The organism is Micrococcus sp. M4NT, from assembly GCF_033790745.1.
In the GTDB taxonomy this organism is placed as follows: Bacteria; Actinomycetota; Actinomycetes; order Actinomycetales; family Micrococcaceae; genus Micrococcus.
In genome coordinates this window covers 236,055-258,790 of the sequence record NZ_JAMYEH010000001.1, presented here as the reverse complement: position 1 = coordinate 258,790, position 22,736 = coordinate 236,055, and the positions used below count along the sequence as shown (strand labels likewise).

The 22,736-nt window shown below is 75.5% G+C and carries 18 protein-coding genes; 4 read left to right on the top strand and 14 right to left on the bottom strand.

The genetic code is table 11. From position 1 onward, the window contains the following. Nucleotides 1-5: 5 nt before the first annotated feature. Together NJC10_RS01300 and NJC10_RS01295 are read right to left on the bottom strand one after the other, a co-directional pair. Nucleotides 6-1,235, bottom strand: coding sequence for a glycine betaine ABC transporter substrate-binding protein (locus NJC10_RS01300; RefSeq protein ID WP_319074128.1), 1,230 nt, complete (start codon nt 1,233-1,235; stop codon nt 6-8). Next, the gene (locus NJC10_RS01295) at nt 1,232-1,717 is read right to left on the bottom strand and encodes an NUDIX hydrolase (RefSeq protein WP_319074127.1); all 486 of its coding nucleotides are present in this window, start codon (nt 1,715-1,717) and stop codon (nt 1,232-1,234) included. Before NJC10_RS01295 ends, NJC10_RS01300 begins: the two co-directional genes overlap by 4 nt. A gap of 147 nt (nt 1,718-1,864) precedes the next feature. On the opposite strand from NJC10_RS01295, the gene NJC10_RS01290 reads away from it, so the two are divergent. Beyond that, nucleotides 1,865-3,751, top strand: a complete 1,887-nt coding sequence (locus NJC10_RS01290; RefSeq protein WP_319074126.1) for a hypothetical protein — start codon at nt 1,865-1,867, stop codon at nt 3,749-3,751. A 49-nt stretch (nt 3,752-3,800) separates the two neighbouring features. Here the strand turns inward: NJC10_RS01290 and NJC10_RS01285 are convergent, their stop codons facing one another. Genes NJC10_RS01285 through NJC10_RS01275 form a run of 3 tightly spaced genes read right to left on the bottom strand, consistent with a single transcriptional unit; the run spans nt 3,801 to nt 6,742 of the window. Continuing rightward, the gene (locus NJC10_RS01285; protein ID WP_319074125.1) at nt 3,801-5,108 is read right to left on the bottom strand and encodes a phosphotransferase; all 1,308 of its coding nucleotides are present in this window, start codon (nt 5,106-5,108) and stop codon (nt 3,801-3,803) included. A 19-nt stretch (nt 5,109-5,127) separates the two neighbouring features. Continuing rightward, nucleotides 5,128-6,102, bottom strand: a complete 975-nt coding sequence (locus NJC10_RS01280) for a hypothetical protein (RefSeq protein WP_319074124.1) — start codon at nt 6,100-6,102, stop codon at nt 5,128-5,130. A gap of 10 nt (nt 6,103-6,112) precedes the next feature. Continuing rightward, nucleotides 6,113-6,742 carry a GNAT family N-acetyltransferase gene (locus NJC10_RS01275; protein WP_319074123.1) on the bottom strand — a complete coding sequence of 210 codons (630 nt, stop codon included), beginning with the start codon at nt 6,740-6,742 and terminating at the stop codon, nt 6,113-6,115. A gap of 54 nt (nt 6,743-6,796) precedes the next feature. Between NJC10_RS01275 and NJC10_RS01270 the strand changes: the two genes are divergently transcribed. Both NJC10_RS01270 and NJC10_RS01265 read left to right on the top strand, forming a co-directional pair. Further along, entirely contained in the window at nt 6,797-7,489 is a 693-nt protein-coding gene (locus tag NJC10_RS01270) for a 5-formyltetrahydrofolate cyclo-ligase (RefSeq protein WP_319074121.1), read from the top strand. A 58-nt stretch (nt 7,490-7,547) separates the two neighbouring features. After that, the gene (locus NJC10_RS01265) at nt 7,548-7,859 is read left to right on the top strand and encodes an FmdB family zinc ribbon protein (protein ID WP_319074120.1); all 312 of its coding nucleotides are present in this window, start codon (nt 7,548-7,550) and stop codon (nt 7,857-7,859) included. 44 nt (nt 7,860-7,903) lie between these two features. Here the strand turns inward: NJC10_RS01265 and NJC10_RS01260 are convergent, their stop codons facing one another. The 7 genes from NJC10_RS01260 to guaB form a co-directional block, all read right to left on the bottom strand. Beyond that, a complete protein-coding gene (locus NJC10_RS01260) occupies nt 7,904-8,182 on the bottom strand; it encodes a hypothetical protein (RefSeq protein ID WP_319074118.1) in 279 nt (92 codons plus the stop codon). Next, the gene (locus tag NJC10_RS01255; RefSeq protein WP_319074116.1) at nt 8,172-11,930 is read right to left on the bottom strand and encodes a DUF4011 domain-containing protein; all 3,759 of its coding nucleotides are present in this window, start codon (nt 11,928-11,930) and stop codon (nt 8,172-8,174) included. Before NJC10_RS01255 ends, NJC10_RS01260 begins: the two co-directional genes overlap by 11 nt. A 99-nt stretch (nt 11,931-12,029) precedes the next feature. Beyond that, complete coding sequence (guaA, locus tag NJC10_RS01250; RefSeq protein ID WP_413466365.1) at nt 12,030-13,649, bottom strand: glutamine-hydrolyzing GMP synthase; 1,620 nt, start codon at nt 13,647-13,649, stop codon at nt 12,030-12,032. A gap of 45 nt (nt 13,650-13,694) precedes the next feature. Beyond that, entirely contained in the window at nt 13,695-14,258 is a 564-nt protein-coding gene (locus tag NJC10_RS01245; RefSeq protein WP_248118274.1) for a DUF3817 domain-containing protein, read from the bottom strand. Next, complete coding sequence (locus NJC10_RS01240) at nt 14,255-15,181, bottom strand: SURF1 family protein (RefSeq protein WP_319074114.1); 927 nt, start codon at nt 15,179-15,181, stop codon at nt 14,255-14,257. Before NJC10_RS01240 ends, NJC10_RS01245 begins: the two co-directional genes overlap by 4 nt. Before the next feature lie 100 nt (nt 15,182-15,281). Then, nucleotides 15,282-16,418: a GuaB3 family IMP dehydrogenase-related protein gene (locus tag NJC10_RS01235; protein WP_319074113.1), complete on the bottom strand. Its 1,137-nt coding sequence runs from the start codon at nt 16,416-16,418 to the stop codon at nt 15,282-15,284. A gap of 51 nt (nt 16,419-16,469) precedes the next feature. Then, on the bottom strand, nt 16,470-18,014 hold the full coding sequence (gene guaB / locus NJC10_RS01230) for an IMP dehydrogenase (protein ID WP_319074112.1): 1,545 nt from the start codon (nt 18,012-18,014) through the stop codon (nt 16,470-16,472). Between the two features lie 276 nt (nt 18,015-18,290). On the opposite strand from guaB, the gene NJC10_RS01225 reads away from it, so the two are divergent. Then, nucleotides 18,291-19,721, top strand: a complete 1,431-nt coding sequence (locus NJC10_RS01225) for a dicarboxylate/amino acid:cation symporter (protein WP_319074111.1) — start codon at nt 18,291-18,293, stop codon at nt 19,719-19,721. A 353-nt stretch (nt 19,722-20,074) separates the two neighbouring features. On the opposite strand, the gene groL is transcribed toward NJC10_RS01225, so the two are convergent. Next, a complete protein-coding gene (gene groL / locus NJC10_RS01220) occupies nt 20,075-21,682 on the bottom strand; it encodes a chaperonin GroEL (RefSeq protein WP_319074109.1) in 1,608 nt (535 codons plus the stop codon). 110 nt (nt 21,683-21,792) lie between these two features. Further along, nucleotides 21,793-22,089: a co-chaperone GroES gene (gene groES, locus NJC10_RS01215; RefSeq protein ID WP_248115875.1), complete on the bottom strand. Its 297-nt coding sequence runs from the start codon at nt 22,087-22,089 to the stop codon at nt 21,793-21,795. Between the last annotated feature and the right edge of the window lie 647 nt (nt 22,090-22,736).

Genomic DNA, 22,736 nt, shown 5'->3' with positions numbered 1-22,736 from the left:
CCGTGTCAGAACCAGGAGCCTCGCGGGACGAACCAGTCCTCGGGCGCCTCCTCGAGCCCTCGTGTCACGAGCCAGTACTGCGCGGCGTCCTCCGGGCTCAGCGCGTCGTCCCCGGTGGTGAGGCGGGCCAGCTGGCGCAGCCCCTCCTCGTCGAGGCCGTCCATGACCTCGCGGATCGCGGCCTCGGCGTCGTCGTCGAGCGCGTCCGGATCTCCCAGCACCGCGATGCTGCCCTCCGGGAGGACCCGCTCCCCGTCCCCCAGGGGCACGAGCGCGCTCGCCTCGATCTCCGGGTCGAAGCGGTAGACCAGGCCGACCTGGGCCTCGTCCTGCACGACGGCGGGGATCGCCTCCTGCGCGGGCGGCAGCCACTCCCCGATCCGGCAGCCGGCGAGGCGGTCGAGCCGCTCGCGCAGCAGGACCGTGGCGACGCCGGGCTCGGCGCCGCCCAGCACCGCAGGGGTGGCGGCGCGCAGCTCTTCACAGCGGCCGTTGAGGTCGTCCAGGGAGTCGAGCTCGAGCCGCGTCGCGGTGGTGGCCGTGACCACGGCGGCCAGGCGCAGCGGCTCGCGGGAGGCGGAGAGCACGTGGGGGCGCGCCACCCCCGGGAAGGCCGAGGCCGCTGCCGCGGTGGAGGAGCCGCTGGCCGGCGTGACGCCGGAGGACACGGCGCCGCCGGCGGCCAGCAGCTCCTCCACGATGCCCCGCGTGGCGGCCGCGTCCGGGGCCGACTCCCCGCGCGGCAGGGGCGTGGGCGAAGCTGCGGCCGCGGGGTCGGCGGGCACGCGGGGCGGGGCCGCCGGGTCGAGCGGGGGCAGGCTCGTGGACGCCGCGCCCGCCGCCGTGGGGGCTGTCGTCGGGCGCGGACTCGGCTCGGGCACCGAGGGCAGCAGGGAGGCGGGGTCCTCCGTCAGGGCGAGGGTGAGCGTGTCCACGACGGCCACGGTGCGGCCGCCCGCGGCGTCCCAGGGCTGGGCCGGGACGGGCGCACCCTCGGGCTGGGGGGCGACGGCGTGGCCGCGGCGGCGCAGGTTGCGCTCCACGACGGCGGCCACGGCCGTCTGGAGCGGGGTGTTCGAGTGGGTCACCGTGACGGGCGCCCCCGTGGGGCCCGACGACGGCTCCGGAGGGCCGGCGGGCGAGCACGCACCGAGGGCCACGGCCAGGCCGAGGGCGACGGCGGGGACGAGCGAGCGGCGCGCCGGGCGGCGGTCCTTCACGCGGCGGCCGTTCACGCGGCGTCCCCGACGGAGCGCTGCGCGGCGAGCTCCAGGGCGCGGGCCACCCACGTGGCGGTGCGGACCTCGTCGAGCGCGGTCAGGTCGAACCAGCGGGCGTCGGTGGAGGATCCCCCCACCTCGGGCCGGAGGACCCCGCCCGTGAGGCGCGCGGTGTAGAGGATCTGCACGGTGAGGAGAGGGACGCCCTCGCCCCGCAGGCGTCGTTCGGCGGGGATGAGGCCCGTGGTGACCCCCAGCAGGCCCGTGAGCTCGCTCGTGTGGCCGGTCTCCTCCCACACCTCGCGGCGGCAGGCCTCCTCGGGGCTCTCCCCCGGCTCCAGCCCGCCGCCGGGCAGCGTCCAGACCACCTCGCCGGGACCCTCCCACGAGGAGAGCAGGATCCGTCCCTCGGACACGATCAGGGCGTAGGCGCCCGCGCGCGTCTGGAACTGCCCGGGCTCGGGCGCGGCGGCGGGGGCGGCGGGGCGGGTGGTCACGGGCGGGCTCCTGCCGGACGGGGATGGGGGTGGGGCGGACCGGCGGGCCCAGTCTACGAGCACCGCCCGCCGCGAACAGGGGCTCGGCCCGCACGCACCCTGGCTAGGGTGGGTGGACCACCCGCCGCCCGAGGAAGGAGTCCGCCCATGGCCCCCGCGGCTCCCACCCCCGAGGACCCGGCCCCCGCCGGCGACGACGCCCTCGGCCGCCTCACCACGCTGCTCGCCCGGGCCCAGGCCGCGCCCGGCGGCCTCGACCTGACCGGCACCGACGACCCGGCCGGCGTCACCGGCCCGCAGGGCGCCGCGCTCGACGCGCACGGGTGGTCCGACCTCGCCCTCGAGGCCGCCCTCCGGGAGGAGCCGGCCGACGTCGTCCGGTGCGCGGAGTCCGGTCTCCTCGCCCCCGGCGGGGATCAGCCCGGCACGCGCCTGACCCTGCTGCGCCAGCTCGCGCTCGCCGCCGATCAGGCCGACGACGAGGACGCCCTCGCCCGGCGCGTGGAGGAGCGGGCCGACGTGCTGCGGGCCCTGGGGCGGCCACATCAGGCGGCCCTGGAGACGCAGCTCGGCGCGGCCCTCGTGCGCGAGCCGGACGGGTTCGAGGCCGCGGTGCTGGCCGGCGTCGTGGAGGACGAGCGGCGGCGCCGCGCGCAGGGATCCGGCGGCGACCCGGCGGACACCGTCCTCCCGGAGGCTCTGCTCGGCCTGGCCGTCCAGCGCATCCACGAGTCCGACCTGGACGGGGCGCTGGTGCACCTGCGCGAGGCGATCGCGCTGCTGCGCGAGCTGCGGGCCGCCGGCGCGGCGCTCCCCTCCGGCACGTGGGCCAGCGCCCACCTCGTGCTCGCCCGCCTCCACCTGTGGCGGGGCGAGCACGCGGAGGCGGAGGTGGAGGCCCTGACCGTCCTCTCCCTTCCAGCGGCCCGCGCCGTCCGGGCCTCCGCGCTGCTGGTGCGCGCCATCGCCGCCCACGAGCAGGGACGGCCCGACGACGCCCTGCGGTTCGCGCTCGACGCGACCGCGGGCATGGGCGAGGCCGGGCTCCGGCGCGGGGCCGCCTCGGCCGCTGCGCTCGTGGCCCGGGCGGCCGACGACGGCGACCGGCAGGAGGCCGCCGTCCTCGCGTGGCGGCTGGCCGCCGTCCACGCCGAGAAGGCGGAAGCCCCGGAGGCGGCCGTCCTGACCTACTGGTGGGCCCACCAGCTGGTGCTGGCCGGCAGGCCGCAGGAGGCCGAGCCCGTGCTCGAGGGGCTCGTGCGCCGCGCCGCCGCGGGCGGGCAGGCCGTGGAGCAGGCCCGCGCGCTCGTGGACCTCGGCCACGCCCTCCACGACCAGGACCGCTCCGTCGAGGCCCTGCCGCTGTGGCGCGAGGCCGCGGACCTGTTCGAGGCCCACGGGCAGGCCGAGGACGCCGCGCGCGTGCTGCTGGCCGCCGGAGCCCTCGTGAACCGCGAGCGCGACGCGGCCTCCCGCCCGCTCGCCCTCGACCTCTTCGAGCGCGCGGCGACGGCGGCCCGCCGCGCCGCGGACGAGGCCGGCGAGGAGGACGACGGCGACGTGCTGCCCGCCGCGCTCCACGCGCTGGGGTACCTGCTGTGCGAGTCCGGCCGCCCGGAGGGGCTGGCCCTGCTGGACGAGGCGATCGCGCTCGCGGAGCAGGCCCCGGCGCCGTGGCAGGCCGCCGACTTCCTGGACACGCGGGCCCGCGCCCTGTGGGCCCTGGAGAACGGGCCGGAGGCCGTGTCCACCGCGCTGACCTCCGCCGACCGCTTCACGGCCGCGGGAGACCCGAACGGCGCCGCGCAGGCCGAGCTGTTCGCCGCGTACGTGGTGGCCGAGGACGGGCGCCCCGAGCAGGCCGCCACCCTGTTCCGGCTGGTCGGGGACTCCACCGGATCGGACCTCGTGCGACTCGGCGCGCTGACGGGGCTGCACCAGTGCCTCGACGCGCTGGGCGACCACGCGGGCGCGGCCCGCGTGCGCGACGACCTCGAGAGCGTCCGCGCGCGGCTCGGGGTCAGCGGAGACTGACCGGGGTCAACGGGGGCTGTCCGGGGGCACCGCGGACCGACCAGGGCCCTCACCGGCCGTGCAGCACCTCCGCCGCCGCCGCCCGACGTGCCTCGCGTGCCGCCGGGGGTGCCTCGGGCTGGGCCGCGAGCGCGAGCAGGGTGGCGGCCGTCCGCGCCGCGAGGGCCTCCGGGTCCGCGCTCGTCCCCGCCCGGCGGGTGAAGCGTGCGATCACGCCGTCGAGGGCGGTCCCGCCCGCGCCGAGGTCGGCGCGCGCGGCACGCAGGTGGCCGATCAGGGCGGCCCAGTCGTCCACGCGGTGGCCGGGTCCGAGGGTGTCGGCGTCCAGGAGTCCCGTCACGCGCGTGCCGGCGGGGCCCACGTGGAGGTTGCCGGGGTGAAGGTCTCCGTGCACGGGGACCACGGGCCCCGGATCGGCGGAGTCCAGCAGCGTCCGGGCGGCGTCCGCGGCGCGCCCCGTCTGCGCGCCCGTCGCCGGGTCCAGCACGGCGGCGGCCCACGTCGCGTGGTCGAGCAGCTCGCGCCATGCACCGGTGCCCGCGGCCGCGGCGTCGGGCGCGGGGACCCGGCCGGCCGTGCCGGAGGCTCCGACGTCGTCGGGGTCCTCGGCGGCCAGCGCGGCGGGGAGGCGGTCCAGCACGTCCTCGACCGCGCGGGGATCCAGCGCGTCCGCCCGCGGGCCGGTGAGGAGTCCGCGCCACGGGACGCCGGGGACCCGGCCGAGCGCGAGGACGCCGAGGTGGGGCGGGGCCACGAGCGGTGGGACCGGGACGCCGGCCTCCAGGGCCGCGCGCAGGCGGCGGTGCAGCGGGTGGACGGCCTCCGGTGGGAGCACCTTGAGGAACACGGTGCGGTCCGGGCGGGCCTCGTCCTCCCGGGGCTCCCATGCGGTGGCGAGGACGGCCCGCTCTCCGGGCCGGTAGGCCACCTGCTCGAGGGAGCGCAGCACGCCCAGTCCGCCGAGCCATCTGCCCACGTGCTCGCGGTCGACGGCGAGGGGCAGGCCCGGCAGGGCGGGGTCGTGGGGCAGCCACCACCACGCGGTCCCGTCGGGGAGGTGCCCGGAGAGTGGGCCGTCGGCGGGATCATCGTCGGCCACGGGATCGTCGTTCGCGGGGTCGTCGTCGGCCACGGAGATGACGGCGGGGTGTTCAGCCGCGGCGGCGGGCGGGCCGTCGAGCACGAGGGTGCGGGCGAACGCCTCGCCGGCACCCACCGCCCCGGCCACCACCACGAGGTCGATCTCGTGGGCGACCCGCCGGCCGAGCCTCAGGTGCAGGCGGGGCGGAGCGGCGCGCAGCGGGCGCAGCCCCGACGCCTCGAGGGCGGCCAGGGCCGCGCGGGGGACCGCCGTCATGCGTGGGGCCGGAGAGGGCTCAGGAGGCGCGGCGGCGGGCCAGGACGTTGTCCAGGTCCAGTGCGGCGATGTCCCGCTCGGCGGTGGGGCTGATGTCCTCCGCGCGGGCGGTCTCGGGGCTCAGGGAGTCCTTGATGCGCCCGGAGGTCGCGGGCACCGGCGCGGCCTCGAGCGGCGCCGGCGCGGGGCGCTCCATCTCCGGTGCGTCCAGGTAGGTGGGGCGCGGCACGGCGGGGATGACCACGGAGCCGTGGCCGGACGGGACGGCGGGCGCGGCGCTCCGGAGCGCCTCCGGCACCGGGCGGGCCTCAGCTTCCCGGCCGTCGACGACGCCGGCCGTCCCGGTCTCCTCCGCGGCCGGCGCGGCGGCGGGGGCGCCGAAGGCGAAGACGGTCTCGAGCGTGCGGCGGTCGCGCGCGGGATCGGCGTGCGGAGCCGTGGCGTCCGCGTCCTCGGCCGGTGCGGCGCCGGTGAGGGCGTCGTCGGCGGGGGCGGCGGGACGATCCGCGGCGCGATCGCGCAGGGCGAGGGCCCGGAGGCCGCCCAGCGAGGCCGCGGCGATCAGCAGGGACCACCCGGCGGCGGCCGCGCTGGAGGCCCCGAAGAGCGCGCCCATGCCGGTGACGAGGAAGACCACGAGGGCGAGGGCTCCCACCAGGGCGACGGCGGCACGGTCCCGGCGCACGTGGAGGCGCGAGAGCTCGGGCGAGACCTCGGCGAGGCGGGCGGCGGAGAACTGCGCGGCCGCGCGGCGGGCGGCGGAGAGCCGCCGGGCCAGGGCGCGGGCCGCCGGGGAGCTCTGCACACGGGTCGTCATGAAGGTCCTCCAGCGGTTCGGGCGGGCGGCGGCGGCGCGGGCTCGGCGGCGGTGCACGAGCCGCCCCACCCCGACCGCCACGAGGACCAGCATGACCACGGAGGCGCTGACCTTGAGGCCCGCGAACACGCCGAGGGCGGAGTCGAGCTCCGCCACCAGGGTGTTCCACTCGTCCATGGGGGCCAGCCTACCGGCCGTCGGGGGCACGCCGCGCGTCGAGCCAGCGCGCGAGGAGGCCCTGCGGCACCTCGTCGACGGTGACCGCGAAGCTGCGGTGGTCGCGCCAGTCGCCGTCCACGTGCAGGTAGCTCCGGCGCAGGCCCTCCTCCCGCAGTCCGAGCTTCTCCACCACGCGCAGGCTCGCCGCGTTCTCGGGACGGATGTTGACCTCCACGCGGTGCAGCCCGAGGGTGAAGAAGGCCCAGTCCGCGGCCATCGCCACGGCGGTCGGCGTGAGTCCCCGGCCCGCGTGGCGCTGGTCGATCCAGTAGCCGATCGCGCCCGAGAGCACGGAGCCGTACTGCACCCCGCTGAGGCTCAGCAGCCCGATCAGGCGGTCCCGCCCCGGGGCGTCGTCGTCGAGGGCCACGCCCCACGTGAAGGAGGTGCCCGCGCGGGCATGGCGGCCGTGCCAGCGGACCATCTGCCCGAACGTGGCCGGGCCGGCGCCGGGCTCGGGGCTCGTGGCGTCCCACGGCGTCAGCCACTGCTCGTTGGCGGTCCGCTGCTCCCGCCACGCCCGCTCGTCGCGCCGACGCAGCGGGCGCAGGGTGAGGGAGTCGTGGCGCAGCGCCACGGGCCAGGACGAGCTCGACATGCCCTCGATCCTAGGGCGTGGGCCGGAGTCACAGGGCGCGGGCACAATGGCTCCATGGCCTCCCCCGACGCACCCCTGCCCTCCCCCGCGTCGACGCTCGACGAGTCCGGCGCGACGGCCCTGGCGAAGGCCGCCCTGCGCGCCCGCGTGCGCGCCGCACGCCGGGCCCTGGATCCGGCGCGCCGCGCCGCCGAGGCCGAGGCGGCGGCCGCGCACCTGTGGGAGTGGCTCGGTCCGCGCGTCGCGGCGACGCGCGGGCGGGGCGCCACGCCCGTCGTCGCCACGGTGCTGCCGATGCCCACGGAGCCGGACACCGGTCCGCTGCGCGAGCGCCTCCACGCTGCCGGGGCGCGCATCCTGGTGCCCGTGATCGAGCCGGGGCGGCGGCTGAGCTGGGCCGCGTGGCACCCCGGGGTGGGCATGGCCCGGGCGACGGCGGCCCCGATCGACGAGCCGATCGGGCCGCGACTCCGCGCGGACGCCCTCGCCGACGCCACGGCGGTGGTGCTGCCGGGGCTCGCGGTGGGCGAGGACGGCATGCGCCTGGGCCAGGGCGGCGGGTACTACGACCGCTTCCTCGCGGATCTGCCGGCCGCCGTGCCCACCGTGGCCCTGCTGTTCGCCCACGAGGTGCTCCCGGCCACAGAGGTGCCCGCCGAGCCCACGGACCGGCCCGTGGACGGGGTGGTCACGGCGTCCGGGCTGCGGTGGCTCGGACCGGCGGGTCCGCGGGGCGCGGCGGAGTAGCATCGCAGGGCCCGGACCATCCGCCCCGCGCCACGGCGCGCCCGACCCGAGGGGACCCATGCCCACGTACGCCTACCGCTGCAAGGACTGCGGCCACGCCTTCGACGCCGTCCAGTCCTTCACGGACGACGCCCTCACCGAGTGCCCCGAGTGCGGCGGCACCCTGCGCAAGCAGTACGGCTCCGTGGGCGTGAGCTTCAAGGGGTCCGGCTTCTACCGCACCGACTCGCGCGGCGGATCGGCCGGCGTCCCGGCGAGCGGCTCCGAGGGGTCGACGGGCGGCACGGCCTCCTCCGGCACGTCCGGCTCCGGCGCGGGCGACGGCGGCTCGTCCTCCGGCACCCCGACCTCGGCGCCCAAGGCCGACTGACCTCCGCCGCCCCCGTGGTCCCTGACCCCGGGGCGGGGGCGTCGTCAGCCCCAGTGCGGCGGGCGCTGCTCGAGCAGCCAGCGATCGTGCTCGTCCATCGCCGCCACGGGCTGCCCCGCGGGCGCCTGACCGGCGGCACCGGGGCGGGGCGAGGAGCGGGGCGCGCGGGCATCGGCCCCGTCGAGCCCCACGACGCGCGGCTCCGGGCCGTCGGCGGCCGTCGGCCCCGTGCCCGGGGCGTCCGCGCGCCGGGACCGGCCGCGCCGAGGACCGCTCCCCCGCGCCGCACGCCCGTGGGCTGGGGGCCCCTGCTCAGCGCTCATCGGCGTCGGTCTCGTCCTCCGACTCCTCCACCGGCTCGTCCAGGCCGAGCCGCTCGGCCAGCCGGTCCGCGAGGGACTCGGGATCGGCGAACACGTCGATCGCCCAGAGGGTGTCGGTGTCCCAGCCGCGCGCCTCGAGCTGCTCCGGCAGGCGCCGCGAGCGCTCGCGCACGGTCATCGAGCGGTACGTCAGGCCGCCGTCGCTCACGAGGGCCAGCGGCCGCACGGCCCCGCCCCGCCCGGCGGCCGCGAGGTCCATGACGCCGCCGAGCCGCGGGCGCACCTGCGCGCCGTGCTCCGCGAGGCGGTCGCGCAGGTCCGCCATGAGCGGATCGTCCACCTGGCCGCCCGTGGGCTCCTCCCCCGAGCCGAGGTAGGCCTCCAGCAGCGTGAGGAACCAGCGGGCGCCGCCGTCCAGTCGCTCCGCCTCGAGGTCCGAGGCGCGCACCGCGGAGACCAGGTGCAGGCGCCGGCGCGCCCGGCTCACCGCGATCGCCATCATGCGCTCGCCGTCCGGCTCCGAGACGGCCCCGAAGTGGTGCACCACGCGGCCGTGGGGGGTGCGGCCGTAGCCCGGGGTGAGGATCACGGCGTCGCGCACCACGGCGGCGGCCCGCGTGACCGGGACGATCACGAAGGGCTCGCGGGTCGACTCGTCCTCGCCCCGCCCGCGGGCCAGGAAGTCCCGCGCCCACGGCGCGCGCGCGGCGGTGGCCTGCACGGCGGCGGCCACGCGGCGGGCGTGCTGCTCGGACACGGTGACCACGGCGAGCGACTCGTCGGCGTGGTCCCGGATGTGCTCGAACACGCGCTGGACGGTGCGGGCCACCTCGGCGTCGGTGGACTCCACCACGTCTCCCCCCGTCATGGGGATGCCGGTGCCCTCGGCCACGTACTCGGCGGTCACGGTGCGGCCGTGCCCCGTCAGCTCGCCGGCCGTGGGCACGGCCTCGAGCTCGCCGTCGTAGGCCAGCGTGGAGATCAGGCGGACGAGGCGCCGCTCCATCCCGCGGTGCACCGTGCGCAGCGGCAGCACGGGCAGCACCTCGGCGAGCGCCTCGTGCGCGGAGCGCAGCGGACGCAGCGGGCCGGCGGTGGCCGTGGGGTCCACGGACACCTGGAAGGACTGCGGCCGGCCGATCACGGGGTCGCCGAACGAGACCACCTGGGGGGCGCGCACGAGCGCGCCCATCACGGTGGCCAGCGCGGTGGCGTCCGCGTCCAGCAGCACCACGACGTCGGCGGACCAGTCGGCGGGGAACTCCGCGAGCGCCAAGGGCGAGGTGGTCATGATCGGCACGAGGGGCTGCAGGACCTCCGGTGTGAGCGTGGCGAGCGACTCCACGCTCGGGCGGCCCTGCTTGAGGAGGTTCCGCAGCACGGCGGCGTCGGCGCGGTAGGTGCCCAGCGCGGCGCGCCAGCGCTCGGACAGTGCGGCGGAGAGCCGGTCGGCACCGGAGGCCAGCAGGTCCCGGTCCGCCGCGCGGAAGCCGCGCTCGACCTCGGTCAGGTCGGTGCCGCTCATCATGGCCAGGAAGTCGTCGCCGGAGATCATGGCCTCGAGCGCGGACTGCCACCAGGCCAGCTCGAGCTCGGCGCTGAGCCGTTCGGGCGGCACCTCCCGGTCGTGGAGGTCCGCGAGGAGCTCGGAGAGGCCGTGGTCGCGCAGCTGGTCGAGCACGAGCGTGCGCTCGGGCAGGGAGGAGAGGGTCTCGCGGTCGGCCACGAGGCCGTCCACCGCGGCGGCGAGGTCGTCGGCGTCCCGCTCCGCGAGCGCGGTCTCGGCGGTGGCCTCCGGCGCCAGCACGGCCGTGAGCCGCTCGAGGCGGTCCTCGACGCCGGCCACGGCGCCCAGTCCGCGGGCGGCCTGGTCCGGGACCATCGGCACGGAGCCGGGCTCGGCGGCATGGCGGCGCCAGTCCTCGACGACGGCCTCCGCCTCCAGCAGCGCCGCGTGCAGGTCGTGCGGCTGGACGCCGGGACGCACCACGTCCTTGGCCAGGCGGCGCACGCGGGAGCGGGCGACGGAGGACATCTCCACCATGTTCTGGCGACGCCACCCGCTGGAGGCGGTGGCCGCCACGAGCTGAGAGAGGTCCTGCGCGAACACCTCGGGGGTGAAGGTCTCGAGGCAGCGGGCGACCCGCTCGTACAGGTCCACCTGCTCACGCCAGCCGGCCACGGTGCGCGCGGGGCGCAGCCCGGCCTGCGCCGCGGCGGTGTCCACCGCGCGACGCGTGGTGTGGAGCGTGGCCGCGAGCTCCTGCACGAGCTCGGCGGCGGATTCGGTCTCCTGCACGTTGCGCACGCGCGCGCCGAACCAGCGGCTCTGCGTGGCCTGGGGCGAGAACGCGCCCAGCTCGCCGGCCCGCTCGAGCTGCTCGGCCACGGCGTGGCGGTTCACGGTGGAGTCCAGCACGGAGCGCTTCAGGCGCACGGTGGTGGCGGGCGGGGTCTCGAGGCCGGTCAGGGCCGCGAGCGCCTGCATGGCCTGGAACGGCGAGCAGCCCCACCGGGGGCGCACGTGGTGCAGCGAGCCCACGTGCTCGCGCAGGCGACGGCGCCGCTCCACGAGCTCGGCATCGGCGCGGCGGCGGTCCGGCTGCTCGGCGCGTTCCGTCCGCAGCACGGCGGCCACGAGCTGACGCCGCAGCCACTCCGGGTCCGCGTTGGCGGGCACGTCGAGGGCCGCGGCACGCAGGCCGGCCTCCTCGAGGCGGTCGTGCACGTCGGCCAGGGCCGCGGAGCGCTCAGCCACCACCAGCACGCGCCGGCCCTCCCAGGCCAGGCGGGCGGCCAGCGCGACGGCGGTCTGCGTCTGGCCCGTGCCGGGCGCGGCGTGCACCACGAGCGAGCGGCCCGCGGAGGCGTGGTCCAGCACCGCCTGCTGGGAGGGGTCGAGGTCGAGCACGAGCCGCTCGTCCTGCGGCGCCCGGTCGTCCCCGTCCGGCCCGTCCACGGGTCCCAGCTGGGCGGGACGGGGCACCATGCCGGTGCCGGCGTCGTAGAGGGCCTGGACCACGGGCAGGTGCTCGAGGGAGTCCGGCAGGCTCGCCGTCTCCCCGAGGTCCGCGAACGTGGAGAGCAGCATGCGCTCCGAGACCTGCAGGCCGTCCAGGGACCCGGCCTGCTCCCGCAGCAGCGCCAGGGCGGGGCCCGGCTCCATGCGCGCGGTGGCGTAGGCGGCGTGCTGGTACGCCTCCGGGTCCAGGCGGATCCCGTGGTGCCGGCGGAGGTTGCGGACCAGGGCGGGGTTGAGCCGCGCCGGCTCGGTGATCTGCACCTCGAGCTCGTCCCGGTCCTGCGCGCCGCGGCGCACGGTGAGCGCCACGCGGGCCAGCAGGACGGGGGCGGAGCGGCGCTCCCGGCGGCCGTCCTCCTGCGCTGTCCACGTGGCCACGCCCACGGCGAGGGCCGCGACGTCGATGCCGCGCTCCTCCGAGAGCTCGCGCACCTTGGCGCGCAGGCCGAGGGAGACCTGGTGGGCGGACTCGAGCACGGGGCCGGCCGGCAGCAGCGTGGACAGGCGCGTGCGGCGCCCCAGCAGCAGCTGCGAGACGCCGGAGGAGTTGGCGTCCGTCACGTCGATGCTGTTGGCCGCCGAGGGCGCGAAGCGCAGCATCGTGTCGTTCTCCGCCCCCGAGCCGAGCGAGGCCACCCACGTGGCCGGGTCGGGACGGGCGGCGCCCTCGTCGGGGCGGGCGGCCGCGCGGGCGCGGGCCAGGCGGGGGAACTCCTGCTCGGTCACTTCGGTGCGGTCCTTCCTCTGCCCGCCCCGGGCGGGCGGGATTCGAGCCTGATGCCGCCCCGGATCGGGGCGGCCCTCACGCGGCGCGCAGGGCGCCGCTCACTCCCACTCGATGGTGCCCGGGGGCTTGGACGTGACGTCCAGGACCACGCGGTTGACGCCGTCCACCTCGTTGGTGATGCGGTTGGAGATCCGGGAGAGCACGTCCTCCGGGATGCGGGCCCAGTCCGCCGTCATGGCGTCCTCGGAGGTGACGGGGCGCAGCACCACGGGGTGGCCGTAGGTGCGGCCGTCGCCCTGCACCCCCACGGAGCGCACGTCCGCGAGCAGCACCACGGGGCACTGCCAGATCTGCCGGTCCAGACCGGCCGCGGTCAGCTCGGCGCGCACGATGGCGTCCGCGCGGCGCAGCAGGTCCAGGCGCTCCTGCGTGACCTCGCCGATGATGCGGATGCCCAGGCCGGGGCCGGGGAACGGCTGGCGGTGCACGATCCCCTCGGGCAGGCCGAGCTCGGCGCCCACGGCGCGCACCTCGTCCTTGAACAGCTCGCGCAGCGGCTCGCACAGCTCGAACTCGATGTCCTCCGGCAGGCCGCCCACGTTGTGGTGGGACTTGATGTTGGCGGCGCCGTCGCCGCCGCCGGACTCCACGACGTCCGGGTAGAGCGTGCCCTGCACGAGGAAGCGGACCTCGGGGGCGTTCGGGTCGTGCGCGGACTCGAGCACGATGTCCGCCTGGGCCTTCTCGAACGTGCGGATGAAGCGCTCGCCGATGGTCTTGCGCTTCTGCTCGGGGTCGATCACGCCGGCCAGGGCGGCCAGGAAGTCCTCGCGGGCGTCCACCATGACGAGCTTCGCGCCGCCGTGGGCCTCGCCGAAGGCCTTCTCGATCTCGGCGGACTCGCCCTCGCGCATGAGGCCGTGGTCCACGTACACGCAGGTCAGGCGGTCGCCGATGGCGCGCTGCACGAGGGCCGCGGCCACGGCGGAGTCCACGCCTCCGGAGAGGCCGCAGATCGCGCGGGCGTCGCCGATCTGCTCGCGGATGCGCTCGACCTGCTCCTCGATCACGTTGCTGGCCGTCCAGTCGGAGGCGAGCCCGGCGCCGTCGTGCAGGAAGTGCTCGAGCACCTCCTGGCCGCGGGAGGAGTGGCCCACCTCGGGGTGCCACTGCACGCCGTAGATGCGCCGCTCGCGGTCCTCGAACGCGGCCACGGGGGCGCCGACGGTGGTGGCGGTGACCGCGAAGCCCTCGGGCGCCGCTGTCACGGCGTCCCCGTGGGACATCCACACGACCTGCTCCTCGTCCTGGCCCGCGAAGAGCACCGACTCGGGATCCACCTCGGTGAGGCGCGTGGAGCCGTACTCGCGGGTCCCGGTGCGGGCGACCTCGCCGCCGAGCGCGTGGGCGATGGACTGGAAGCCGTAGCAGAGGCCCAGCACGGGCACGCCGGCCTCGAGCAGCGCGGGGTCGAGCCGGGGGGCGCCGGGCTCGTACACGGACGAGGGGCCGCCCGAGAGGATCAGCGCCGCGGGCTCACGGGCGAGCACCTCGGCGGCGGGCGTGGACGCCGGCACCACCTCGGAGTACACGTTGGCCTCACGCACGCGACGGGCGATGAGCTGGGCGTACTGCGCACCGAAGTCCATCACCAGGACGGTGGGCATCACGTCGCTCAGCGGGGCGGGCTTCTCGGGGGTGGGGGGGTTCTGCGTCACCCGACCAAGGATAGTCCAGGCGTCCCGGGGCGCCGCGCCCGCGCCTCAGTAGCGGCGGGCGGCGGACGGGTACCGGTGGACCTCGTCGCGCACCACGCGGGTCATGCGCTTCTCCACGATGAAGGAGAGGAAGGGCACGACGCCGCCGCCCGCCATCGCCAGCAGGCGCACCGGCTCCCAGCGCATGAGGGACCACAGGCGGAAGCACGCGAGGAGGTAGACCACGTACATCCAGCCGTGGGCGATGAGGATGAGGAGGGAGAGGTTCACTCCCCCGGTCACCGAGTCCTCCGGATGCAGGCCCAGCACGTTGGGCTCGCCGTCCACCGTGGTGCCGCCCGCGAACAGCTCCTGGTGGAGGCCGTACTTGAACACCATCTCCGCCACGAGCAGCAGGAGCATGACGCCCGTGATCCACGCGCACACCACGTAGAACCGGGTGGCCGAGCGGATCTGCTGCTGCGTGCCGGCGAACCGGCGGCTCTCCCGGCCCGGGCGTGGCGGCGGCTCGGGGAGGTCGGCCTCGGTGATGTCCTCGGGGTCCGGCAGGCTCGTCGGGTCCACGGCGGCGTGCGCGTCCGGTCGGGACTGGGGGTCGGGATGGCTCATCGTGTCTGCTCCTTCGGGGGACCCGCGGGTCCGTCGTCATGCGGGGTGCGCGCGGCCTGCGCCGCGAGCGCCCGCTCCTTGGCCTCGCGCGCGGCGGCCCGGCGCCGGGCGAGCTCCTCGGCCCGCCACTGGGCGGCCCACTCCTCGTCCAGGCGGGCCTCCTGCAGCTCGCGCTCGTGGTCGTCGCGCACGAACCGCCACCACAGGAAGAGGGCGAAGCCCGCGAAGAGGATCCACTCGATCGCGTAGAACACGTTCAGCCAGACGACCTGCGTCTCCTCCGGCTGCGGCGGCACCCACACGGGCTCGAGGCCTCCCGGGGCGGCCCCCGCCGAGACGTCCGCGCCCACCGCGTCCGTCACCGCGAACGCGGCCACGTAGGCGGCGTAGGAGGGCTCGTCCCAGATGTTGACCAGCTGGCCGGGGGCGAGCGTGGTGTACACGGGGCGTCCGGAGGTCTCCGCGGGCTCCGTGGAACGGGGCAGGGGGCCGTCCGGGGGCAGGAGGCGCCCGGTCAGGGTCACCTCGCCCGTGGGCGCCGGGTCCACGAGGGCGGCGTCCTCCGACCAGCCCCGCACGACGGGGACGACCTCGCCGTCCGGGGCGCCGGCCACCCGGAAGGCCGTCACGGTCCAGAAGCCCTGCCGCCCCTCGTGCAGGCGCCGGGCGATGAGTGCGTCCGTGCCCGGGAGGAACGCCCCGGACGCGGTGACGACCTGGTCCGCCTGCGAGGCCAGGAGCGGCTCGGAGGGGCGGACGTGGTCCGTGAACGGGACGGCGTTCTCCGTCTGCGTGCGGGGCGGTGGGGCCGCCGTCTCCGCGGACTGGAACTGCCAGCGCGAGAGGGCCACGAACAGGCCGGCCGCCACGAGGGCCAGCACGAGCGTGGCCAGCCACACGGGCTTCAGGGCGGTACGGAGCACCCGAGATCACTTCTTCCGGAACGGGACGGGCGGGCCGCAGCGACGGCGGGCCGAGGGGCGGTCGGCCGGGGCTGGCGGTGGCCCGCCCCGGCGCCGGTGGTCACATCACGTGCGTGGGCGCGACGATGACCTCCACCTTCTGGAAGTCCTTGAGCTCGGTGTAGCCCGTGGTCGCCATGGCGCGCTTGAGCGCGCCCATGAGGTTGGAGGTGCCGTCCGTCTGGTGGCCGGGGCCCCACAGGAGCTCCTCGAGCGGGGCGACGGTGCCGACGTGCGTGCGGTGGCCGCGCGGCAGGTCCGGGTGGGCGGCCTCGAGGCCCCAGTGCCAGCCGGCTCCGGGCGCCTCGGCGGCGCGGGCGAGCGCGGTGCCGAGCATGACGGCGTCGGCGCCCATCGCGAGCGCCTTGACGATCTGGCCGGACGTGCCCAGGCCGCCGTCGGCGATCACCTGCACGTAGCGGCCGCCGGACTCGTCCATGTAGTCGCGCCGGGCCTCGGCGATGTCCGAGATGGCCGTGGCCATGGGGACGCGGATGCCGAGGGCGCGGCGCGTCGTCGTCGAGGCGCCGCCGCCGAAGCCCACGAGCACGCCGGCCGCGCCGGTGCGCATGAGGTGCAGCGCCGGGGTGTAGCCCGCGGCGCCGCCCACGATCACGGGGACGTCGAGCTCGTAGATGAACTGCTTGAGGTCCAGCGGCTCGTGCGTGGAGGACACGTGCTCGGCGGAGACGGTGGTGCCGCGGATGACGAAGAGGTCCACGCCCGCGGCGAGCACGGTCTTGTAGAACTGCTGCGTGTTCTGCGGAGTGAGGGAGCCGGCCACCACGACGCCGGCCTCGCGGATCTGTGCGAGGCGCTCCGTGATCAGCTCGGCCTGGATCGGCGCGTCGTAGATCTCCTGGAGGCGGCGGGTGACCTCGGGGCTGCCGGGGGCCGCCTCGAGCGCGGCGATCTCCTCCAGCAGCGGCGCGGGATCCTCGTGCCGGGTCCACAGGCCCTCGAGGTTCAGCACGCCGAGGCCGCCCAGGCGGCCCAGCGCGATGGCCGTGTCCGGGCTCATCACGGAGTCCATGGGGGCGCCGATCACGGGCATGTCGAACGTGTAGGCGTCGATCCGCCAGGACAGGTTCACATCCCCCGGGTCCCGGGTCCGGCGGGCCGGCACCACGGAGACGTCGTCGAGGGAGAAGGCGCGGCGGCCGCGCTTTCCACGGCCGATCTCAATCTGATTCGTCACCTCCCCAGCCTATCCCAGGGATCCTGGGCGCCACCGGGGAGGGCGCCGGGCTCAGCGGGAGCTGTAGTTCGGCGCCTCCACGGTCATCATGATGTCGTGCGGATGGGACTCCTTGAGGCCCGCGGAGGTGATGCGCACGAAGCGTCCGTTCTCCTTGAGGTCCGCGATGGTGGGCGCGCCCGTGTAGAACATGGTCTGGCGCAGGCCGCCCACGAGCTGGTGCACCACGTTGGCGACGTGGCCGCGGTAGGGCACCTGGCCCTCGATGCCCTCCGGGATCAGCTTGTCCTCGGCCGGCACGTCCGCCTGGAAGTAGCGGTCCTTGGAGTAGGAGCGCTTGCCGTTGCGGGTCTGCATGGCGCCCAGGGAGCCCATGCCGCGGTAGGCCTTGAACTGCTTGCCCTGGTAGAACACCAGGTCGCCCGGGGACTCGGCGGTGCCGGCCAGCAGGGAGCCGAGCATCACGGAGTCGGCGCCGGCCACGAGCGCCTTGCCGATGTCGCCGGAGTGCTGCAGGCCGCCGTCGGCGATCAGCGGCACGCCCGCGGGGCGCGTGGCCTTGGCCGCCTCGTAGATCGCGGTGATCTGGGGGACACCGACGCCGGCCACCACGCGCGTGGTGCAGATGGAGCCCGGGCCGACGCCGACCTTCACGGCGTCCGCGCCGGCGTCGACGATCGCCTTGGCGCCCGCGTACGTGGCGGCCTGGCCGCCGATGATGTCCACGTGCGCCGCGGCCTTCTCCTTCTTCAGGCGGGCGATCATGTCCAGCACGCCGTGGGTGTGGCCGTTGGCGGTGTCCACCACGAGGGCGTCCACCCCCGCCTCGACGAGCGCCATGGCCCGCTCCCAGCCGTCGCCGAAGAAGCCGACGGCGCCGCCCACGCGCAGGCGGCCCTCCTCGTCCTTCGCGGCGTCCGGGTACTTCTCCGCCTTGTCGAAGTCCTTGACGGTGATCAGGCCCTGCAGCCGGTTCTGATCGTCCACGAGGGGGAGCTTCTCGATGCGGTGGCGGGAGAAGAGCGCGACCGTCTCCTCGCGGGAGATGCCCACGGGGCCCGTGATGAGCGGCATCGGCGTCATGGCCGAGCGCACCGTGCGGGTGGCGAAGTCCTCGTGGTCCACGAAGCGGACGTCGCGGTTGGTGATGATGCCGACCAGGACGCCGTCCGTGTCCACCACGGGCAGGCCGGAGACGCGGTACTGCGCGCACAGCTCGTCGAGCTCCTCGAGGGTGGCGTCCGGGCCGACGGTGACGGGGTCCGTGATCATGCCGGACTCGGAGCGCTTCACCGTGTCCACGTGCGAGGCCTGGTCCTCGATGGAGAGGTTGCGGTGGATGATGCCCATGCCGCCCTGGCGCGCCATCGCGATGGCGAGCGGTGCCTCGGTCACGGTGTCCATGGCGGCCGAGATGACGGGGATGTTCAGGCGGATCCGCTTGGTCACCTGCGTCCCGGTGTCCGCGTCCGCCGGGATGACGTCCGTGTGGCTGGGCAGGAGGAGGACGTCGTCGTACGTCAGGCCGAAGAATCCGAACGGATCGGCGGCGGAGTGGACGGGGTCCGAGGACGGGCCGGTGCTGGTGGTGGTCACGAAGGGGCCTTTCGAGACGGGGGTTTCCGTGATTCTATGCCCACGGGGTGGTGCGCCGGGGATGGGTGCGTCGGCGGTCACAGGGTCGGGCGGGTCCGGGTGGAGGACCGGAGACGGAGGTCGGCATGGGGGCGCCCCGATGCTGTGACGGTCGGGGCGGTCCCGTGAGGTCCGCCATGATTCGCGCACGGGCCGCCGGCGAGACCGACGTCACGCCCGAGTCACAGAACGCAACCCGTTTCGTCGTCGTGCTAAGCGCCCTCCTAGCCTCTCCCGGTGAGCACAGCACAGACCTCCCCCGCACCGGCCGCGCGACGCCGGCTCCCCGCCTGGATGACCAACTTCGGCTGGCAGATCGTGGCCGCCCTCGTCCTCGGCCTCGTCCTCGGCCTCCTCGCCCGCGGCATGGGCCACACCGAGGAGAACCCGACCTGGCTCGGAGAGATGCTCGACCTGATCGGCGGCATCTACGTGACCCTCCTGAAGGCCGCGGTCGTCCCGCTGGTCTTCTTCGCCGTCGTCGCCTCCATCGCCAACCTCGCCCAGGTGACCAACGCGGCCCGCCTGGCCGCGAAGACCCTGCTGTGGTTCGCGATCACGAGCCTCATCGCCGTGCTGGTGGGCCTCGCCGTGGGCGTGATGCTGCAGCCCGGCGTCGGCACCGGGCAGACCGCCCCGGACTCATACAACGCCCGCGACGTGGGCTGGCTCGACTTCGTGACCTCCATGGTCCCGGTCAACTTCCTCGGCCTCACCGTGAAGGCGTCCACCAACGACGCCGGCGCCGTCGTCGCCTCCCCCACCTTCAACGTGCTCCAGGTGCTCGTCATCTCGATCGCGGTGGGCGTCGCCGCCCTCAAGGTGGGTGAGAAGGCCGAGCCGTTCCTCGCGTTCTCCCGCTCGATGCTGGCCATCATCCAGAAGGTCCTGTGGTGGATCATCCGCCTCGCACCGATCGGCACCATCGGCCTGCTGGGCACCGCCGTGGCCTCCTACGGCTGGTCCACCATGGGCACGCTCGTGAAGTTCGTGATCGCCATCTACATCGGCCTCGCCCTCATCATGCTCGTGGTCTACCCGCTGCTGGCCCGAGCGCACGGCCTCTCCGTGCGGCAGTTCTTCTCCGGCGTGTGGCCGGCGTTCCAGCTGGGCTTCGTCTCCCGCTCCTCGCTGGGCACCCTGCCCGTGACCCAGCGCGTGGCCGAGCGGAACTTCGGCGTGCCCACCGGCTACGCCTCCTTCGCCGTCCCGCTGGGCGCCACCACCAAGATGGACGGCTGCGCCGCCATCTACCCCGCCATCGCGGCCGTGTTCGTGGCGCAGTTCTACGGCATCGACCTGAGCCTCGGCCAGTACGCGCTGATCGTGCTCGTCTCCGTGCTGGGCTCCGCGGCCACGGCCGGCACCACCGGCGCCACCGTGATGCTCACGCTCACCCTCTCCACCGCGGGCCTGCCCCTCGAGGGCATGGCGCTGCTGCTCGCCGTCGACCCGATCGTGGACATGGGGCGCACCGCCCTGAACGTCTCCGGCCAGGCGCTCATCCCGGCCCTCGTGGCCAAGCAGGAGGGCATCCTGGACCAGGCCCGCTACGACGCCGAGCGCGGCGACGTGATGGCCGACGACGACGCCGAGATCGTCGAAGCCCGGGCGCAGGACCGCGCCGACACGCAGGCGCCGATGGTCGGGGTCGACACGCGTCCCTGACGCGGCCCCTCGCTCGACGCGCTGATCAGGGGAGGAGGGGCCATGGCCCCTCCTCCCCTGGCCTATCCCCACGTCGGCGACTCCCTCGGCGCGCTGCCCGGTGGTCCCGAGCCCTCTCCCCCGCGACCCCCCCTGGCGCAGGACCTCATCACGCGGCGGTCCGTCACGGCGCCGGGTCCGACGTCCCGGACCGCCATCGATCCCGTTGCGTCAAGGGACGCGGCCGCGGAGCGCCCCGGTGCGCCAACGGAAGCGGGCACAGGTGCGGAGGCGCGAAACGGCCCGTCATCTGCGCGCGCAGATGACGGGCCGTCGTCGTGAGGGAGCCGGCCCTGCCGGCGACGTCACTCAGCTCAGTGCTGGTGGCCGTGCTCGCCCTCGTCCTCGGGCTTGTCCGCCACGAGGGTCTCGGTGGTGAGCACGAGCGCCGCGATGGACGCCGCGTTGGCCAGCGCGGAGCGGGTGACCTTCACGGGGTCGATCACGCCGTCGGCGAGGAGGTCGCCGTACACGCCCGTCTTCGCGTTGTAGCCGTGGTTCGGCTCCAGCTCGGCGACCTTGGAGACGACGACGTAGCCGTCCTCGCCCGCGTTCTGGGCGATCCAGCGCAGCGGCTGCTTGAGCGCCTTGCGCACGATCTCCACGCCCGCGGCGGCGTCCCCGGTGAGGGCCTGCACGTCGGCGTCCTCGTCCAGGACGGAGAGGGCGTTGATGAGGGCGGTGCCGCCGCCGGCGACGATGCCCTCCTCGAGCGCGGCACGCGTGGAGGACACGGCGTCCTCGATGCGGTGCTTGCGCTCCTTGAGCTCCACCTCGGTGGCGGCGCCCACGCGGATCACGCCGATGCCGCCGGCGAGCTTGGCGAGGCGCTCCTGCAGCTTCTCGCGGTCCCAGTCGGAGTCGGTCGCGGCGACCTCGGCCTTGATCTGGGAGACGCGGGCGTCCACGTCGGCCTTCTCACCGCCGCCGTCCACGATCGTGGTGTTGTCCTTGGACACGGTGATGCGGCGGGCGGTGCCGAGCACGTCGAGGTCGGCCTGCTCGAGCTTCATGCCGAGGTCCGGGGAGACCACCTGGGCGCCGGTGAGGATCGCGATGTCCTGCATCATGGCCTTGCGGCGGTCGCCGAAGCCCGGGGCCTTCACGGCCACGACGTTCAGGGTGCCGCGGATCTTGTTGACCACGAGGGTGGACAGGGCCTCGCCCTCGACGTCCTCCGCGATCACGAACAGCGGCCGGTTGGACTGCAGGACCTTCTCCAGCAGGGGCAGCAGCTCCTGCACGTTGGAGATCTTGCCGGAGTTGATGAGGATGTACGGGTCCTCGAGCACGGCCTCCTGACGCTCGGCGTCGGTGACCATGTACGGGGACAGGTAGCCCTTGTCGAACTGCATGCCCTCGGTGACGTCCAGCTCCGTCGAGGTGGTGGAGGACTCCTCGATGGTGATGACGCCGTCGGTGCCCACGGTGTCGAAGGCGCGGGCCAGCAGCTCGCCGACCTCGTCCGACTGCGCGGAGATGGCGGCCACGTGGGCCACGTTCTTGCCCTCGACCGGGCGGGCGTTCTCCAGCAGGCGCTTCTCGACGGCAGACACGGCCGCCTCGATGCCCTTCTTGACGTCGTTCGGCGCGGCGCCGGCGGCGACCTGGCGCATGCCCTCGTTCACGAGGGCCTGGGCCAGCACGGTGGCGGTGGTGGTGCCGTCGCCCGCGATGTCGTTGGTCTTGGTGGCGACCTCCTTGGCGAGCTGGGCGCCCATGTTCTCGTAGGGGTCGTCCAGCTCGATCTCACGGGCGATCGTGACGCCGTCGTTGGTGATGGTGGGTGCGCCCCACGCCTTGTCAAGCACCACGTTGCGGCCCTTGGGGCCGAGCGTCACCTTGACGGTGTCGGCGAGCTTGTCGATGCCGGCCTGGAGGGCGCGGCGTGCGTCGTCGTTGAATGCCAGCTGCTTGGCCATGACGGACGCTCCTTTCGGTTCAGGAAGTCTTCGGGGAGTGCGGGACGCGTCGGGCCCGGGGCGGCGCACCGGTGGGGTGCGCTCCGCTCACCGGGCCCGACGCGCGGGGGTCACTTGGTGACGATGGCCAGCACGTCGCGGGCGGAGAGGACGAGGTACTCCTCGCCGCCGACCTTGACCTCGGTGCCGCCGTACTTGGAGTACAGGACGACGTCGCCCTCGGCGACGTCCACCGGCACGCGGCTGCCGTTCTCGGCGACGCGGCCCGGGCCCACGGCCACGACCTGGCCCTCCTGGGGCTTCTCCTTGGCGGTGTCCGGGATGACGAGGCCGGAGGCGGTGGTCTGCTCGGCCTCCAGCGGGCGGACGACGATGCGGTCCTCGAGGGGCTTGATGGCAACGGACATGCTGCACACTCCTTCTTGTTCGACGTGCGGGCCGGCGACAGGGCCGCCGAGTCTGCGTTGACGTGGTCTCAGGGGGTGCCACGGGCGTGGAGACCCTCCGTCGTCGCGGTGCCGCAGGGTCCATCCTCGGGCGTTGGCACCCGGTACCCCCGAGTGCCAGTGTCGACTCTACTCCGGGCCTTGGCACTCCTTCAACACGAGTGCCAGCCGCGTCCGGGGGCGGGGTCCGCTCGCCGACTCGCCGCGCGGCTCGAGTCGTCAGCGCCCACTCCTGCCCCTTGCCGTATGAACCCGGTTCCAGGGTGGTCACAACACGCCGTCTGCAAGAAGTTCAGGCGGCGTGTTGCGACCAGCCTGCGGGGGGCCGGGGCGGGGCGGGGCGGCAGGGCCGGGGCCGGGACGGGGCGGGAGGGCCATAGGGGTCGTCGGGAGGGAGGCGGGGCCACCCTCCCCCGGAGCGGACACGCAACGCCCCCTGCACAGCGACCGACGGCGGGCTGCCCCATCCCCAGATGTGCTCGCCGCGAGCGTCGCACGGTCCCGCTGCGCCGAGGCTTCGGCCATGTCGCCGACGACGCCCTCGGGCCTTCCTCCCCTGCCTCCTGCGTTCACCACAGCTGAAGCGCGGACAGCGGGGGTGCCCCCTC

Excerpts from the sequence above, each read along its gene's own strand:
- NJC10_RS01285 (WP_319074125.1), bottom strand. The coding sequence starts at position 5,108 with ATGACGGCGGTCCCCCGCGCGGCCCTGGCCGCCCTCGAGGCGTCGGGG.
- groES (WP_248115875.1), bottom strand. The coding sequence starts at position 22,089 with ATGTCCGTTGCCATCAAGCCCCTCGAGGACCGCATCGTCGTCCGCCCG.
- NJC10_RS01290 (WP_319074126.1), top strand. The coding sequence starts at position 1,865 with ATGGCCCCCGCGGCTCCCACCCCCGAGGACCCGGCCCCCGCCGGCGAC.
- NJC10_RS01280 (WP_319074124.1), bottom strand. The coding sequence starts at position 6,102 with ATGGACGAGTGGAACACCCTGGTGGCGGAGCTCGACTCCGCCCTCGGC.
- NJC10_RS01275 (WP_319074123.1), bottom strand. The coding sequence starts at position 6,742 with ATGTCGAGCTCGTCCTGGCCCGTGGCGCTGCGCCACGACTCCCTCACC.
- NJC10_RS01260 (WP_319074118.1), bottom strand. The coding sequence starts at position 8,182 with ATGAGCGCTGAGCAGGGGCCCCCAGCCCACGGGCGTGCGGCGCGGGGG.
- groL (WP_319074109.1), bottom strand. The coding sequence starts at position 21,682 with ATGGCCAAGCAGCTGGCATTCAACGACGACGCACGCCGCGCCCTCCAG.
- NJC10_RS01270 (WP_319074121.1), top strand. The coding sequence starts at position 6,797 with ATGGCCTCCCCCGACGCACCCCTGCCCTCCCCCGCGTCGACGCTCGAC.
- NJC10_RS01245 (WP_248118274.1), bottom strand. The coding sequence starts at position 14,258 with ATGAGCCATCCCGACCCCCAGTCCCGACCGGACGCGCACGCCGCCGTG.
- NJC10_RS01265 (WP_319074120.1), top strand. The coding sequence starts at position 7,548 with ATGCCCACGTACGCCTACCGCTGCAAGGACTGCGGCCACGCCTTCGAC.